The following is a 14,816-nucleotide window of genomic DNA, read 5'->3' as shown; positions in this document are numbered from 1 at the left end:
GTGACCCGGTGGACTGTTGAGTACGAGGGAGCGTCCTTCGAGCGCTTCTATCGCCGTCTGCCGGATCACGCCCAGGCCGTCCTTGCCGCCGCGATTGAGAACGTTCTCGCCGTCCACGGGATGGATGTGTGCTCCGGCGAGTGGGGAAAGGCGCTGGGCGGCGGGCTCTATGAGTTCCGTATTCGACGCTCGCTCAACACGATCCTCACGAGTGCCGGCCTCGAGAAGTCCACCGATGTCGCCGCCGACCGCCCAACGCTGCTCCGCGTGTTCTGCACGTTTCACGGCGACCGGATCGTGCTCTTATTCCACGGCTACGACAAGGGCCGCGACCCCTCTGCGCAACGCCAACGGCGTGAAATCGCGAAGGCGCGAAAACTTCACGATGCCTGGAAGCGACGAGACGACCGTTGACATGGTATGTGCTAAAACACATACTGAGATCGGAGGTGGCAACGATGGCCAAGAAGTTCGGCGAGCTGGTGGAGAGTGCGCGCGAGGGTTGGTCCGACGACGCCCGTCGTGTCTATGAAGCCGCGTCAGCAACCTTCGCGGCCGAGCTCGATGAGAGCAGCCGGCTGGGCGCCCAGCTGGAGGCCGCGCGCAAAAGCCGTGCGCTCACCCAGCCGGAACTGTCACGGATGACAGGCATCCAGCAGGCCGAGATCAGCCGAATCGAGCGGGGCCTCGGCAATCCGACCGCGTCGACGCTGCTGCGCCTTGCCGGCGCGCTCGACCTGAATGTCGCACTGGTCCCGCGGCCGGCGTAGGAACGTCCCCAGCATCTGAAAAACTGAGGCTTCCGCCCGATTCCCCTGCCGAAGCCGGAGACCCCATGCGACTGCTCCACACCTCCGATTGGCACGTGGGCCGCACCTTCCACGGCTACTCGACCCTGGAGGCGGCCCGCACCGTGCTGGGCGCGATCCCCGCGCTGGTGCGCGAGCACCGGATCGACGTGGTGATCGTCGCGGGCGACGTGTACGACCTGACGAACCCGTCGGCCGACGCCGTGGCGGTGCTGCAGGAGGCGCTGGTGGCGATCACCCAGACCGGCGCGAAGGTGATCGTGACGAGCGGCAACCACGATTCGGCCGTGCGGCTCGGATTCGCGGGCCCGTTCACCGCGGCCGCCGGCTTGCATCTCGTCACCGATGCGACGACGGTGGGCACGCCGATCGAACTCACCGACGAGCACGGCACCGTCGACGTCTACGGCCTGCCCTACCTGCAGCCGGAGCTGGTGCGCCACCTCCCCTGGGCACCGAGCGACGCGCGCACGCAGCGCGACGTGGTCACCGCCGCCATGGATCGGGTGCGCGCCTCGATCGCGGAACGCGCGACCACAAACACCGACGCCGACCCCAGCACCAGCAACTCCCCCACCCGCCGCACCGTCGCCATCGCCCACACCTTCGTGGCGGGCGCCGAGACCGAATCCTCGGATTCGGAGCGCGCCATCACGAAGGCCCCGCTGGTGGCGGGCGGCGTCGACGCGGTGCCGGTGAACGCGTTCGACGGGGTCGACTATGTCGCCCTCGGCCACATCCACGGTCGCGCGAAGCTGGCAGAGGGCATCCGCTATTCCGGGGCCGCGCTGCACTATTCGTTCAAGGAGGCGGGCAAACCGCGCGGCGGCTGGTTGGTCGAGCTGGGGGCGCGCGGCGTCGAGACGATCGAGTGGGTCGACCTGCCGGTCCCGCGCGCGCTGAAGGAGATCCGCGGCACTTTCGACGAGCTGCTCACCGCCGAGGAGTGGGCGCCGTTCACCGAGCACTATGTGCGCGCCGTCTACACCGACAAGAACAAGCAGCTCGAGCCGCTGCAGCGCCTGCGCGCGCGCTTCGAGCACTGCGCCGAGGTGGTGCACGAGCCGACCGAGCGCACCGCGGCGTCGACGGCGAGCTACGCCGAGCGCGTCAAGGGCAAGTCCGACCCGGAGGTGATCGAGTCGTTCCTGGTCGATGTGCGCAGCGGCGACGGGCCGACGGCGACGGAGCAGAGAATTCTGGATGCGGTCATCGCCGAACGCGACGCGGAGGTGCAACTCGGATGAGGATCCGCACCGTCACCATCGAGGGTTTCGGCCCGTTCAAGGACCGCCAGCACGTCGACTTCCGCGTGTTCGACGCCGACGGGTTGTTCCTGATCGCGGGCGAGACCGGGGTCGGCAAGACGAGCATCCTGGATGCGATCGCCTACGCGCTCTACAACAAGACTCCGCGGTGGGACAACGTCAGCGCCACGGGTGCCGCCAACGCGGTGCGCAGCGACTTCTGCGGCGTCAACGATCCGACGGAGGTGGTCGTCGAGTTCGAGACCAACGGGCTGGAATACCGCGTGACGCGGTCGCCGGAATACGACCGGCCGAAGGCCCGCGGCGAGGGCACGACGCTGGAGAAGGCGCGCGTGCTCGTGGAGGTGCTCGAGGGCGAGACCTGGGTCGGCAAGGCGACGAAGGAGCGCGAGGCGGCGGCACTGGTCGAGAGCCTGTTGAAGCTCAACAAGGACGAGTTTCTGCAGGTGATCATGCTCGCGCAGGGGCGGTTCCAGGAGTTCCTGCTCGCCACCAGTGAGCAGCGGCTCGAACTGCTGAGCAAGCTCTTCGGCACCGGACGCTTCGCCGCCTACCAGCAGAAGCTCGCCGACCGCCGAAACGAACTGCGCAAACGGCTGGAGGGCGCGCGGGCGAAGCAGGTCATGCTCGTCGATACGGTGGATGCGCCGGAAGTTCTCGGCGCCCCGGAACCCGGGCAGGAACTCACCTGGCTCGACGCGGTGATCGAGGATGCGGAGGCGACGGTGCTCGCCGCCACCCGCGCGGTCGAGGCCGCCGACGTCGAGGAGAAGGCCGCGCTGGCCCGGCTCGAGGTGGCCCGCAAGCAGGCCCGTGCGGAGGCGGCGCGGCAGGAGCTCGCGACGCTGGAGGAAGGTCGCCCCGAGATCGACGCGGCCCGTGCCGAGCTGGAGCGCGCCGCGCGCGCCGACCGCGTGCGCTCGGTGCTCGACGACGCCGCCGAGAAGCGGGAGGCGTGGGAGCAGGCGACCTCGGCCGTCGAGGCGGCGCGCGGCATGTACACCGGCGACGCCGACGATGAGGCGCTCGGCGACGAGGTCACCCGGCTCACCGAGGAGATCGGCGAACTGGCCGGCGCGCTGCAGGACGAACAGCGCACGCAGTCTCTCGCGACGGAGATCACGGCGAAGACGACCGCCTGTGAGACTCTCGCGACGAAGCTCACCGCCGCGACGGAGTCGATCGCGGCGCTGCAGGAGGAGCGCGGCACCCTCGTGCCGACCGCCGCCCAGGCCGCCTCGGCCGGCGAGGACGTCACGCGTGCGAAGGCGCGACTGGCGGCCGCGACCGAGGCGGCGACCGTCGCCGAGGAGCTGCGCCGGGCTCAGGAGTTGCAGCTGGCCGCCGACCAGCGCGTCACTGCGGCGCGCGCCGAGGCGGATGCCGTGCTCGCCCGGTTCTTGAGCGGCCAGGCCGCGGTGCTCGCCGAAACCCTCGAAGACGGCGAGCCGTGTGCGGTCTGCGGCTCGACCGAGCACCCCTCCCCCGCGGCGTTCGCGGGTGAGCGCGTCACTCAGGACGACGTCGACGCCGCGCAGGCCGCGGTGGACACGCTCGAGTCACCCGCGAAGGCCGCGAGGGACCGCGTCGACGAGCTGAAGGTGCGGGCGGCGGGGCTCTCGGCCTCGGCCGGTGACGGCGATCTCGACGCGCTCACGGCGGCCGCGGAGGCGGCCGAGGCGGCGCTCGCGGGCGCCACGGCGGCGGCGGCGCGCATCGACGCGATCGACGCCGAGCTCACCGGTGGCGCGGGGGCGGACGCGGGGAACGGCGCCGGGCTCCTCGCCGAGCGCGAGCGACTCGAGGCCTCGTCGAAGGCTGCCTCAAGCGAGCTCACGGCCCTGCAGGCGGAACACGACTCTCTCGCCAAGAAACTGGCCGCCCTGCGCGGCGAGTTCGCGAGCGTGGCGGCGCGGCAGGCCTCCCGCGCCGCCGAGCGCGACGCGGCGAAGGCGCTGGCCGAGGCGCTCGCGACCCTCGCGCAGGCGACGACGCAGCGCACGGCGTCCGACTCGAAACTCGCGACCAAGCTGAGCGACGAGAAGTTCGAGTCGACCGAGGAGGCCGAGGCCGCACTCCGCAGTGAAGCTCAGGTCGGCGAGTTGACGAAGCGGATCGACGAGCACGCGACATCGGTGAGTGAGAACCAGGGCATCCTGAAGCAGGCCGATCTGCAGGATCTGCCCGAGGAGATCGTCTCGGTGGACGAGGCCAGCGCCGGCCACGTGGAGGCGCAGCGCGCGTCTCGGGCGGCGACGGCGGCGAAGGCGAACGCTGAGGGCCGCCGCACGCAGTTGCGGTCGCGGCGCACGGAGCTCGCCGAGCTGTTGGCGTCGACGGCGGAGCTGGCGGAGGAGTTCGAGCTGCAGCACCGCCTCACCGAGACGGTGCACGGTCGCACGCCCAACACGAAGAGCATGTCGCTGGAGAGCTACTACATCGCCGCCGAGCTGGAGGATGTGCTGGCGGCGGCGAACATCCGGCTGCAGACGCTGTCGCAGGGGCGGTTCGAGTTGCGTCACACGGAGCGCGGGGTGCGCCGCGCGGGGACGTCTGCTGGCTTGGAGATCGAGGTGTTCGACGAGTTCACGGGCACGGCGCGCCCGGCGAACCAGCTGTCGGGCGGTCAGCAGTTCTTGGCGTCGCTGGCGCTGGCGCTGGGTCTGGCGGAGGCGGTGACGAGCCGCGCGGGCGGCATCGAGCTGAACACGCTGTTCGTGGATGAGGGCTTCGGCAGCCTGTCAACCGAGTACCTCGAGATCGCGATGTCGACCCTCGACTCCCTCAAGCAGGGCGGCCGCACGGTCGGCGTGATCAGCCACGTCACCTCCATGCAGGAGCAGATCGCCGCGCAACTGCGCGTCGTCGCCGAGCCGGGCGGTCCGTCGCGGATTGCGGTGGACGGGCTGTAGTGAGTCGAGCGCAGCCGCACGGGCTTTGCTCTTGCGTCTCAATTCGGTAGCCAGCATTTTGGTGGCTACCGAGCCGCGAATGCGTCGAGGCCTGCGACGGTTGCTACTCGCCAGCGGAAACTGCGCCACACGTCAGGCAGGAAGAGCCAGGCCAACCGACGCGAGACTTCCATTTCGCAGCCGCGACAGCTGGCTACTCGACCGACATCATCATGTCGTAGTGGCCGATCTGACCTGTCTCAGAGAAGATCTTCCGGAATACAGCAAGGTAGACCACCTTGCTGATTCCTGAAGGCGAGTATTCGAGGTTGTCAACGAAAGTGTGAGATCCGTGATGCATCCATGCAAGCAATGAACGAGTCACGAGGGCGTCGTCCCCCGAAACGCTTTCCATCAATGCGTCCAGGTTCGGGTGAGTCCCAATGACGGTGAAGTAGTTCTCCAGAATGCGCCGCAATACGTTCTCCAGGCCCGCTCCGCTCACGTCGTCAGTTTCGCTAGCTTCACGCACGACAGACCAGAGACTCTGATAGTTCGACTTGACCGTGTTCTCCGCACCGGAGGCGTGCACGTTCGTGCTCCCGTCCGGGAGACGCTTCAATTCATAGAATCTGCGGCCAGCGAGTAGTCCCTCAGCTTTGTCCTGTGCGCGCGGATAGGTGACCTCAAGATGGAACTGAACGTTGTGGGTGAGCACAATCACTTGGCGCAATGCACCACTCTGGTCGTGAACCAAACGCAGTAGACGACGGACAAGACTGCCGACTACAAAAAGCACGTCGCTGTCCAAGCTCGATATCGGATCATCAATAACGGCGACAAGGCTCCGGCTTTCGAACTGCCGATGGCGACTTTCAAGCTGGACAAAAAAGTAGAGAAACGCGATGAATGTTCGCTCGCCGTCGCTCAACGTGTCCTCCACGACCGTGGACCCGTCATCGCGCTCGAGCATGTACCCGTCTTTAACTTCTAGCGACGAAGCGAGCCGAAATCGCCTGAAGCCGACACTTTGGAGAATCTGATTGACGCGCCTGATGGCGGGAGCAGTCGAGACCAGCCCGGCCTCGATCTCGGCAGCCCGGTCCGTTTTGCCACGCAGCTGCGCGTCGACGTCGCTCAGCTGCGTGAGCAAGTCCTGCTTCCGCTTCCGCGTACCGTCGACTAAGCCGACGTATTTCCCCATTTCTGCTGCGAGCACGTCCCACGCGAAATAACTCCAACAACGCGACAGAAGCGCGGTTCTCGCCGCGTCGCGGCTCCGAATCCGAGCATTGTGTTCAGCGACCCATTTGTTCGCATCGCCGATCAACTCGTTGACGGCTCTGACGTTCGGTTCGGGGTCCTCAATCTGAATCACGCTCGATGGCTTCAGGACTTTCGACGACACCGCCGAGTCGATCGCATCGAATGATCTGCGCACAGCAGCTATTGCGCTGTCGCGACGCTCCGCGACGACCGAGCTGTCGAGGGCCTCAAAGGCGAGCAACCGGTCGCGCGCATCCCCAAGCATGCGACCCATTGCGCTCTGCTCCTCTTGCAGCCTCGTGATCTTGCGCGCGAACTCGTCATCGAAGTACTCAGCTAAGTGTCGCAGGAAGTCGACAGGAAGATCCTGCTGACAGAACGGGCACTTCCCTTCCGAGTCGGGCAAGAACGCGCGACCGGCAGACACCCAGTCTTGGTTGCCGATCCCGGAAATCAACTGCGCAAGTGTTACGTCTGTGCTACCAACGACAGGTGTAGCGAGGAGCTCTGGCAACGCGTCATCGTTCGAAAGCTGCGGGACTTCCAGGGAACGAAGCGGCGTGATGGTTGAGCCAGACGCGTCAAACACGGAACGCGCCTCAAGGAGGAGATCCTCGAGCTTCGGAGGGGCCGTTCTCTCGACCGACACCAGCTTGTCGATAAACTTGGCTTTCACTCCCCGATACCCATCCAACATCGGAGCGATCTCGGCGGGCAATAGCTCTCGCGCCGCCCAACCCGCAACGAGAAGTTGCGTGCGCGCCTCGCCGATCTGCGCCTCAATCGCGTTCAGGTCGGCTTGATGCCTGTCGCGGGAAGCGGTGAGAACCGCGATTATGCCACCTTCGCGAGTCAGCTCATCGTATTCCCTTCTCGCGTCGGGATCCTCGTCGTCGAGCGTGAATACTCCCGCCAACCTGTCGGCTTCCCTAAGCGTGGTCGACACGTAGTCACGGTTATAGACGGCGGTCTCAACCCGAGCGTTGCCGTCGGCCTGGGCGACTCCGGCTCCTGCAAACCGGCCAGGATTAGCGACCACCCGACTGATGGTCGTCTTCCCCGTGCCGTTCGGCCCAAATACGAAGTTGAAGCGGCCGAGACCATCGAGGCTGCAGCTCCCCGACGAAAAGCTGGGCGCTCCGGTCAATTCGATCCTGCTAAGCATCGACAACATCCAGCGACGGCAGCGACTTGACGATCTTCACGGTCTCGACACTCACAGTCACAATCCGCGCGAGCAGGTCGAGAATGTAGCGCGGGCTGCCTTGCTCGTCAGCCCAGTCGTTGGGGTCATTGACGATGCCGGAGGCTTTGTCGGTCTTGACCTGGTAGCGCTCGATGATCCAGTCGATGGCAGAGCGGGAACCAAGCATGTATTCGTGCGCCTCCTCGGGGATACCCGAGACGGTGATACCGCTGTTGTATATGACGGTGGACTTGTCGGCCACACGACCCGTCTTCGCGTATTTCATCTTCTCGACGCGGTAGCTAGCACTGACGCCGTGCTGCTCATCGAGCGGGTACGGCTCGACGGTCTCGTACCCGAGGTGGAGATCGGAGAGCCTGCGCCCCGCATCGCTGAACGCTTGGAACTCCTTGACCTTCGGGATGCGCGGGAGCATCTTCTTCAGATCGCCCTCGAACTGCTCACGGAAATCGGGAGAGTGCAGAATGCCATAAAGGTAGAAGAAGATGTCGTCCTTCGTGACTTCCTTGCCGAAGCTTGTTTGGTAGTCCGCGAGGATCTCGTCGGTGACATTGTCGATGCGACGGTAGCGCGTTCCATCATCATCGAGCGTCGACAGCAGATCGAGATCGGTCGCCCGGTTCTCAAATGAGTATCGCGGGAAGAACTGTCCGCTGCCGGACCCCCAGAAGGCCAGGTCGGGCATTGCTGGTACGGCGACAGCTGAGAACCTGTGGCCCGCACCGGGCGCGGTTGTGTAGAAACCCCAGTTCGCAACTTCAGGAGAGGGAAACAGCTTGGGCAGCTGATAAGTGCGCTCCAGCAAAGAGCCGTCGTAGTAGAGAGGCACCCTTGAGAACGGTCGATAGAGCGCGGTCCTAATCCGCTCAGAGTTGAACTCCAACTTCTCCCGCCTCGACAATCGCGCGGCAAGAGCTTCGCTCCAGCTTATTTGCGTCGGATTGTTGTCCCGCTGCCACTCAGCTCCGGCGCTCTCCGCTTCGACAATTTGGTTGTTGAAGAAGCCGATCAACCGCTCGACATTTGACGCGAGCTTGGAACGAGAGAAGTTGAATACCCAGGCGTCACGATTCGTCCTCACTCCAGCGGAGTAGTTGCGTAGCGCACGCGCTCTCACTTGATCAGCCTTCTCTCGTGAGGCGAGGAGGGTGAACGATTCGAAGTCGGCGCTGCGCTGGTTGACCCAATCGCCCTCAGCATTCGGTGTGATCTCGGTCCAGTCGATGCTGGTGTAACTGCGGGCGCTTCGGACGAGTTCAAGTTTCTGTTCGCGAGTGAGGTAGTCGCCAATGTCGCGATAGAACACCTTGCCGAGACTCGCGTCGTCAGGGTTCTTGATGAGCAGGTAGATCGCTGCGGTGGTGCGAGTGCCCTGCCCGAAGACGTTGTCCTTCTCCTTGCGGCGTTGTTCACCGGCGGTGCGGGCGTTACCTCTGAGATTGAAGACGTAAATGCTGCTGAACTCGGCGGCGAAGCTCTTGCGGAGGCCGTCGGCAGTGTTGCCGTCGATGAATCCCCCGTTCGAGACGAAGGAAACGATGCCCCGGTCGCCGACTCGGTCGGAGGCCCAACGGATGGCGCGGATATAGGAGTCGTACAAGTTGTTCTTGTTCTGAGCCGTGGAGCGGGCCGCGTACGTGCCGGCAATTTTCGCATCGAGAGTGGGGTACTTCAGATTCTGGTTGTTGTCATTGCCGGACTCTTGGCCCTTCGAGTACGGAGGGTTCCCGATCACCACTCGGATGTCGAGGGCTTTCTGTGCCTCGGCGCGCTCGTTGTTCTCGGGGAAAACGCCGTGGTCGTCGAGTTCGTCGTCGGCTTCGTTCATCTGGAAGGTGTCGGTGAGCACGATGCCTTCGAACGGCACGTAGTCGCCGCCCGCGAGGTCGTGATAGGTCTCCTCAATGTTGATCGCGGCTACGTAGTAGGCGAGTAGCACGAGTTCGTTGGCGTGCAGCTCGTACCTGTACTTGTAGGCGAGGTCTTCGGGCCTAATGAGGCCGGACTGGAGGAGGCGGACGATGAAGGTGCCAGTGCCGGTGAAGGGGTCGAGTACGTGGACGCCCTTGTCGGAAAGGCTGGCCCCGAACCCGGCCTTCAGGGCGTCATCGACAGAGTGGATGATGAAGTCCACGATTTCGTTGGGGGTGTAGACAATGCCGAGGCGGTCGCTGGTTCCGGAGAACGCGGTCTGGAAGAACTTCTCGTACAGCTCCTTCACGATTTGCTGCTTCGCGGCGGCATCCGTGATCCCCGAGGCGCGAGTCCGCACGGACTCGTAGAACTTGTCGAGCTTCTCGGTCTCCTTGTCCAGGTGCTGCTCTTCGAGCGCGTCGATCATGTGTTGCATCACCTGCGAGACGGGGTTGTTGTCGCTGAACGCGTAGCCCTCGAAGAGGGCATCGAACACGGGCTTGGTGATCAGATGCTGGGAGAGCATCTCGATCGCGTCGCATTCGGTGATGAACGGGTTGAGGTTGTCCTGGAGTCCCTTCAAGAACCGGGCGAACTCGTCGTGGAGTGTTGCGTCGGACCCTTCGACCAGTCCCTTGATGCGAGCCATGTGGTCGGAAGCGATGCCAGCTACATCCTTGGCCCAGTTCTCCCAGTAGCGGCGCTCGCCAACCTTTTCGACGATCTTGGCAAGGATGGCCTCGCGCCATTGGTCGAGCTCAGGGAAATCGAGGGTGACCGACCCGTAGTCGGCCTCGCTCGACTCTCGGTCCTGTTTATTGCCGCCTCGCCCGATGACTCCGACGTCGATGATGTCGGTCTTCTTCGTCAGATCGATCTTGTTGACCTCGGCGTCGAATCGCTCGTCGTGGGCCCGAAGCGCCTGAAGCACTTGCCACACGACGCGGTACTTCTTGTTGTCATTCAGGGCGGTAGCGGGATCGACGCCGGCGGGCACGCCGATCGGCAAGATCACGTATCCGTACTTTTTGCCCTCAAGCTTGCGCATGACCCGCCCGACCGACTGGACGACATCAACGACGGAGTCTCGCGGGTTCAAGAACATCACCGCATCGAGCGCCGGGACGTCCACCCCCTCGGAAAGGCAGCGCGCGTTGGTCAGCAGCCGCGCATTGCCGTCGCCGGGTTCTTCTTTGAGCCAGTCGAGCTTTTGGTTGCGCAGAAGCACGTTGTAGGTGCCATCAACGTGTTCAGCTTCCACGGAAACCAGGTTCGTCGCAGCGGTGTCATCGTCGTCAGCATCGATCAGTTCGATTTCGCGAGAAACGACCTGCTCAAACATCTGAGAGATCTTCTTCGACTCGGCGATGTTCCTTGCGAATGCGACCGCGCGCTTCATCGGCTCCGGGTCAAGCGCAAACTCGTTCTTGGTCATTGCGCGTTTTGAGAGGCCGTTCCAACACCCAACGATCTTTGCCGCATCATCGAGGGTCAACTCGTTGTTCTCATCGGCCAAGAGTTTCTGAAAGCGCTTCGATATGTAGCTCTCATCAACCGCGAGCACAAGCACCTTGTAGTCGGTGAGGCGACCAATCGACACTGCCTCGCCGAATCCAAGCCGGTGAAACTCCTCGCCGAAGAACTCGGGATCGTTCATGTCGGTGAGGACGGCACCCGCCTCCTCAGCCTTCGATCGCGACGCGTCGGCATAAATTCGCGGCGTCGCAGTCATGTAAAGGCGCTTCTTGCCCTGGATATGCGCCTGACTGTGCACGCGCACGAAGGCTGACTCCTCGTCGCCGGCCAGCGTCACGCCGGTGGTGCGGTGGGCCTCGTCGCAGACGATCAGGTCGAATTCAGGGAGGCCAAGTTTCTGAGCTTGGGAGACGACATCGATCGACTGGTAGGTCGAAAACACGACCGTGATCGTCTCAGCATCATCGGGGCGGAGCTTGAACTTGGCGATGAGTCTTTCAGGGTTCGTGGTCGCGGGATACGCAAGATCGACGACTGGCGTGTCTTCATCGTTCTTGCGTTTTCCGACCGACACATCAGAACAGACAGCAAATGATCGCAGCGGGCGTGATGCCTCAATCGTCCACTCTTTGAGTGTTTGAGAGAGCAGCGCAATTGAAGGCACCAGGAACAACACGGTGCCGCCCGCGGGCACCATCCGCTCGACGATGTTGAGGCTCGTGTAGGTCTTGCCTGTCCCACACGCCATGATCAATTTGCCGCGGTCGGCGCTTTCGAACCCCGCGAGAACGTTGGCGATCGCTTTCTGCTGGTGAGGGAACGGCGACTTGTGCGGCTTCTTCGTGAGTTCGCTCGGTTCCGCGAGCGAGAACTGCGACCAGTCGATCGACGACTCGTCAAGGTCTTGCACGCGCAGGCGCGACACCGGCGGGTTCTGGCTTTCCACGGCCTCTTCCGCGTTCTTGCCCCACGTGTCGCTCGTCGAAACGATCAGCCGCGCGGCGAACTCCGGCTGACCGTTGAGCGATTTGCTCGACGCCGCCAAGAACGAGTCGAGCATCGGCTTCGTGACCGTCGTCGACGGGTCGAAGAACTTGCACTGAATCGCCGTCAGTTCCCCGCTGACTCGCGCGCGGGCAACGAGATCGATGCCCGTGTCGACTCTGCTTCCGCGACCCGGGTAGTCCTTCCACAGCCACACCTCGTCGTAGAGCTCGTAGTACTGCGGCTCAATCTTCAGGTATGCCTGCATGAGCCGCTCAAACCGGCTGCCCTTGTCGTGCGCGTCGTACGCAACAGATCGAAGCTCGTCGAGAATCTCGTGGATCGTCGTCATGAGACGCAAGGACTCGCTTTCCCGGCGTACGCCGACGTAGACAGTGCTGTTGCCACGTTATTGGTTCGCGACGACGTTCTCGGGCGGTCACAGACGCTACCGTTCGCGTGTCGTCCACAACCGCAGCGAAGTCGTGCGTTTCCCTCGTGCCTCGTCGCGATGGGTCGACGCGTCGCTCGGCGATTGACACTCGGAATCATGGCGCCGCACGAAATGAAGCACCGATGAGCAACGAGGTCGCAAGATACCGGGATGGGTACGAGAGCACCCACGGCGAAATGACTGTGTTGACGGATCGAATTGTCGCCGCTCACGGCTGGCCGAGCGCCGGCGATGCAATCGCGACGTGGCGTGCTCGCGGGGATTTCGACGACGCGACAACGGAAAAGCTCCTCAACGGGAAACGTCAGGTTGTCGACGTTCGTGGCGATAGTCGATTCCACGCGCTCGGCGTGGCGCGCATCTGGCGCGAGATCGTGTTCGAACTTCGCGCCGACTCGGCAACTCCGTCCGGCGACGCTGCGCCTCGGCTTGCGGAACACTAGCCCTCCAATTCGGCCGCTGACGACGCGGTGGCCGCGAGATCGAGCGCGCAGCTCTCCACCACCAGGCAGAAAAAGTCTCCGCGAGCCATCCCCACGTCGAACAGGTCGCGCACGGGGCCACCGCCCGCTGTCCTGTCCTGACATCGGGCGGGACTCATCCGGGGGCATGAAATTGACAATAGCGAGGAATGTTCCGCACCCAAATCCCGGGTCTCGGGTCTCGGGTCTCGGGTCTCGGGTCTCGGGCGAGTCGGTCGCAGACCGAACTGTATCGAGTAGCTCCGACACAACGCCGCCCGCCGCTAGCCCGCTCGCCGCTTGCTGAGCAAATGTCGGAGGCCTCCCCCACACTCATCGAGCCCCAGCGCCGCCCATGGCCGTCAGCGATCCGAGGAGCCCCCATGACCGACCCGAACTACACCGCCCTGCTTCTCGTCATCGACCGCTCCGGCTCGATGGCATCGATTCGCGACGAGATGGTCGACGCGCTCAACCAGCTGCTCGCCGAGCAGTCCGCCCTCGAAGGCCTGCTCACCGTCGACGTCGTCATCTTCGACGGCGTCGTCGAGCACACCCACACCATGGCCGATGCCCGCACGGTGCGCATCGAACTCGACCCGCGCGGAGGCACCGCCCTGATGGATGCGATCGGCGCATCCGTTCAGATCTTCGGCCAGCAGCTGGCCGCGCTGCCCGAGCACGCCCGCCCTGCGACCGTGCAGGTCGTGATCGTCACCGACGGGCACGAGAACTCCAGCCGCGAATACGACCACGACATGGTGCGCGACCTCATCACCCGCCAGACCCAGGACTACGACTGGGATTTCGTGTTCCTCGGCGCCAACCAGGACGCCGTGCTCACCGCCCGCGACCTCGGCATCGGCCGCGACTCCGCCCTCACCTACGACGCCCGCGCCGACGGCATCACAGGGATGCGCCGCTCCACCAGCCGCTACCTCACCGACCGCCGGCGCGGACAGAAGCGCGGCTTCGACGAGGGCGAGCGCGGGGAGGCGCAGGGGGCGTGAGATCGGCTCCTCCACACCTCGCACGCCCGGCTTCGATGTCATTGCGGCCGGATACCCAGAATTCAGAACACATTCTGAATTATGATGGGGTCATGCCCGCCACACGCACCGCCCGCCAGAGCTTCCAGTCCTCGTCGCTCTCCCGTCACGCGGTGCCCGTGTTCGCGGCCGCGGAGCGGGCGCCCGTCGAAGTCACACGGCGTGACGGCGATTCGCTCGTGCTCATGAGCTCGGCGGAAGCCGACGCGCGCGAGTCGCTGCTCGAGCTCGCCGCGCAACTCATCGCAGCCACCACCGACGATCGTGGAACGCTCGCCGAGCGCCTCTCGGAACGCTTCGACTGGATGCTCGCCCTCTCCCCCGCCGAACGCGACACCTGCGCGCGCGACCTCATCACCGCCGCGCGCGCGTCCTTCGCGACCGGCCAAGCCCACCTCGCCATCGCGGAACTGGCGTCGTGGCGTTCCACCGCCGAAGCGCTCGCCAGCGGCCTCGGGCGCGACCGCGTCGGGTGGTACGACGACGCCCCGCGGGTCCCGCGCCCGTAGGCGATGGCGGCGAAGGGCCGGGTGCCGCGGCCGACCAAAACCACTGAGCATCCGATCGTCTTCGCCACCCGCGAGGCGCACCGAGGGTGGACCGACCTCGCGGCAACCCAGCGGAACGCCCTCACGGACGCGTGGGACTTCCTCACCACCGACCCGCTTCGGACCACCCCGCGCAATCATCCGCTTCGCGGCTCACTCCAGCTCGTGACGCGGGGCGGCGAAACGCACGAACGCTGGCAATACGAGCTCACCGGCGGGGCACGGATCTGGTACTACGTCGACAGCGGCACGGTCTACCTGGAGCAGGTGCACACGCACCATCCGAATCAGACGAAGTAGTCCGCCCGGCGCCGGCTCACGTCACACCCCAACAAACTCCCGCACCCATCCGCGCATCTCGGCGAGACACGCCTCGTCGACCCGCCCCGCCACCCCGAGCAGCAGGCGGTTCGAGTCGCCGCGGGAGCGGGTCGTCACCGGCATCACGAGCGCACCCCTCTACCCCCACAACGCGGCCTATCCGCAGTC

Annotated in this window: 11 protein-coding genes; 8 read left to right on the top strand and 3 right to left on the bottom strand. The window is 64.7% G+C overall.

The genetic code is table 11. The features are described from left to right. The 4 genes from QZ258_RS01835 to QZ258_RS01820 all read left to right on the top strand — a co-directional run bounded on the left by QZ258_RS01835 (nt 1) and on the right by QZ258_RS01820 (nt 4,989). A complete protein-coding gene (locus tag QZ258_RS01835; RefSeq protein WP_294178481.1) occupies nt 1-414 on the top strand; it encodes a hypothetical protein in 414 nt (137 codons plus the stop codon). 44 nt (nt 415-458) lie between these two features. Then, nucleotides 459-770: a helix-turn-helix domain-containing protein gene (locus QZ258_RS01830; protein WP_294178479.1), complete on the top strand. Its 312-nt coding sequence runs from the start codon at nt 459-461 to the stop codon at nt 768-770. 65 nt (nt 771-835) lie between these two features. Continuing rightward, the gene (locus QZ258_RS01825; RefSeq protein ID WP_294178477.1) at nt 836-2,056 is read left to right on the top strand and encodes an exonuclease SbcCD subunit D; all 1,221 of its coding nucleotides are present in this window, start codon (nt 836-838) and stop codon (nt 2,054-2,056) included. Further along, nucleotides 2,053-4,989, top strand: a complete 2,937-nt coding sequence (locus QZ258_RS01820) for an SMC family ATPase (RefSeq protein ID WP_294178475.1) — start codon at nt 2,053-2,055, stop codon at nt 4,987-4,989. The genes QZ258_RS01825 and QZ258_RS01820 overlap by 4 nt, the downstream gene beginning before the upstream one ends. 193 nt (nt 4,990-5,182) lie before the next feature. On the opposite strand, the gene QZ258_RS01815 is transcribed toward QZ258_RS01820, so the two are convergent. Then, the gene (locus QZ258_RS01815) at nt 5,183-7,399 is read right to left on the bottom strand and encodes an AAA family ATPase (RefSeq protein WP_294178473.1); all 2,217 of its coding nucleotides are present in this window, start codon (nt 7,397-7,399) and stop codon (nt 5,183-5,185) included. Continuing rightward, nucleotides 7,392-12,167, bottom strand: coding sequence for a type ISP restriction/modification enzyme (locus tag QZ258_RS01810; protein WP_294178471.1), 4,776 nt, complete (start codon nt 12,165-12,167; stop codon nt 7,392-7,394). Before QZ258_RS01810 ends, QZ258_RS01815 begins: the two co-directional genes overlap by 8 nt. Before the next feature lie 224 nt (nt 12,168-12,391). Here QZ258_RS01810 and QZ258_RS01805 point away from each other — a divergent pair, with 224 nt between their 5' ends. The 4 genes from QZ258_RS01805 to QZ258_RS01790 all read left to right on the top strand — a co-directional run bounded on the left by QZ258_RS01805 (nt 12,392) and on the right by QZ258_RS01790 (nt 14,627). Further along, nucleotides 12,392-12,712, top strand: a complete 321-nt coding sequence (locus tag QZ258_RS01805; protein WP_294178470.1) for a hypothetical protein — start codon at nt 12,392-12,394, stop codon at nt 12,710-12,712. A gap of 401 nt (nt 12,713-13,113) precedes the next feature. Beyond that, a complete protein-coding gene (locus tag QZ258_RS01800) occupies nt 13,114-13,740 on the top strand; it encodes a vWA domain-containing protein (protein ID WP_294178469.1) in 627 nt (208 codons plus the stop codon). A gap of 92 nt (nt 13,741-13,832) precedes the next feature. Continuing rightward, nucleotides 13,833-14,288, top strand: a complete 456-nt coding sequence (locus tag QZ258_RS01795) for a prevent-host-death protein (protein WP_294178468.1) — start codon at nt 13,833-13,835, stop codon at nt 14,286-14,288. 3 nt (nt 14,289-14,291) lie between these two features. Then, on the top strand, nt 14,292-14,627 hold the full coding sequence (locus tag QZ258_RS01790; RefSeq protein ID WP_294178467.1) for a hypothetical protein: 336 nt from the start codon (nt 14,292-14,294) through the stop codon (nt 14,625-14,627). Nucleotides 14,628-14,648: 21 nt separating this feature from the next. Here QZ258_RS01790 and QZ258_RS01785 read toward each other — a convergent pair whose 3' ends face one another. After that, nucleotides 14,649-14,771: a hypothetical protein gene (locus QZ258_RS01785; protein ID WP_294178466.1), complete on the bottom strand. Its 123-nt coding sequence runs from the start codon at nt 14,769-14,771 to the stop codon at nt 14,649-14,651. Nucleotides 14,772-14,816: the final 45 nt, after the last annotated feature.

The organism is uncultured Schumannella sp. (genome assembly GCF_905479755.1).
Classification (GTDB): Bacteria; Actinomycetota; Actinomycetes; order Actinomycetales; family Microbacteriaceae; genus DCRR01.
This window is presented reverse-complemented; position numbering and strand designations above follow the sequence as displayed.

Excerpts from the sequence above, each read along its gene's own strand:
- QZ258_RS01830 (WP_294178479.1), top strand. The coding sequence starts at position 459 with ATGGCCAAGAAGTTCGGCGAGCTGGTGGAGAGTGCGCGCGAGGGTTGG.
- QZ258_RS01825 (WP_294178477.1), top strand. The coding sequence starts at position 836 with ATGCGACTGCTCCACACCTCCGATTGGCACGTGGGCCGCACCTTCCAC.
- QZ258_RS01820 (WP_294178475.1), top strand. The coding sequence starts at position 2,053 with ATGAGGATCCGCACCGTCACCATCGAGGGTTTCGGCCCGTTCAAGGAC.
- QZ258_RS01815 (WP_294178473.1), bottom strand. The coding sequence starts at position 7,399 with ATGCTTAGCAGGATCGAATTGACCGGAGCGCCCAGCTTTTCGTCGGGG.
- QZ258_RS01810 (WP_294178471.1), bottom strand. The coding sequence starts at position 12,167 with ATGACGACGATCCACGAGATTCTCGACGAGCTTCGATCTGTTGCGTAC.
- QZ258_RS01805 (WP_294178470.1), top strand. The coding sequence starts at position 12,392 with ATGAGCAACGAGGTCGCAAGATACCGGGATGGGTACGAGAGCACCCAC.
- QZ258_RS01800 (WP_294178469.1), top strand. The coding sequence starts at position 13,114 with ATGACCGACCCGAACTACACCGCCCTGCTTCTCGTCATCGACCGCTCC.
- QZ258_RS01795 (WP_294178468.1), top strand. The coding sequence starts at position 13,833 with ATGCCCGCCACACGCACCGCCCGCCAGAGCTTCCAGTCCTCGTCGCTC.
- QZ258_RS01790 (WP_294178467.1), top strand. The coding sequence starts at position 14,292 with ATGGCGGCGAAGGGCCGGGTGCCGCGGCCGACCAAAACCACTGAGCAT.
- QZ258_RS01785 (WP_294178466.1), bottom strand. The coding sequence starts at position 14,771 with ATGCCGGTGACGACCCGCTCCCGCGGCGACTCGAACCGCCTGCTGCTC.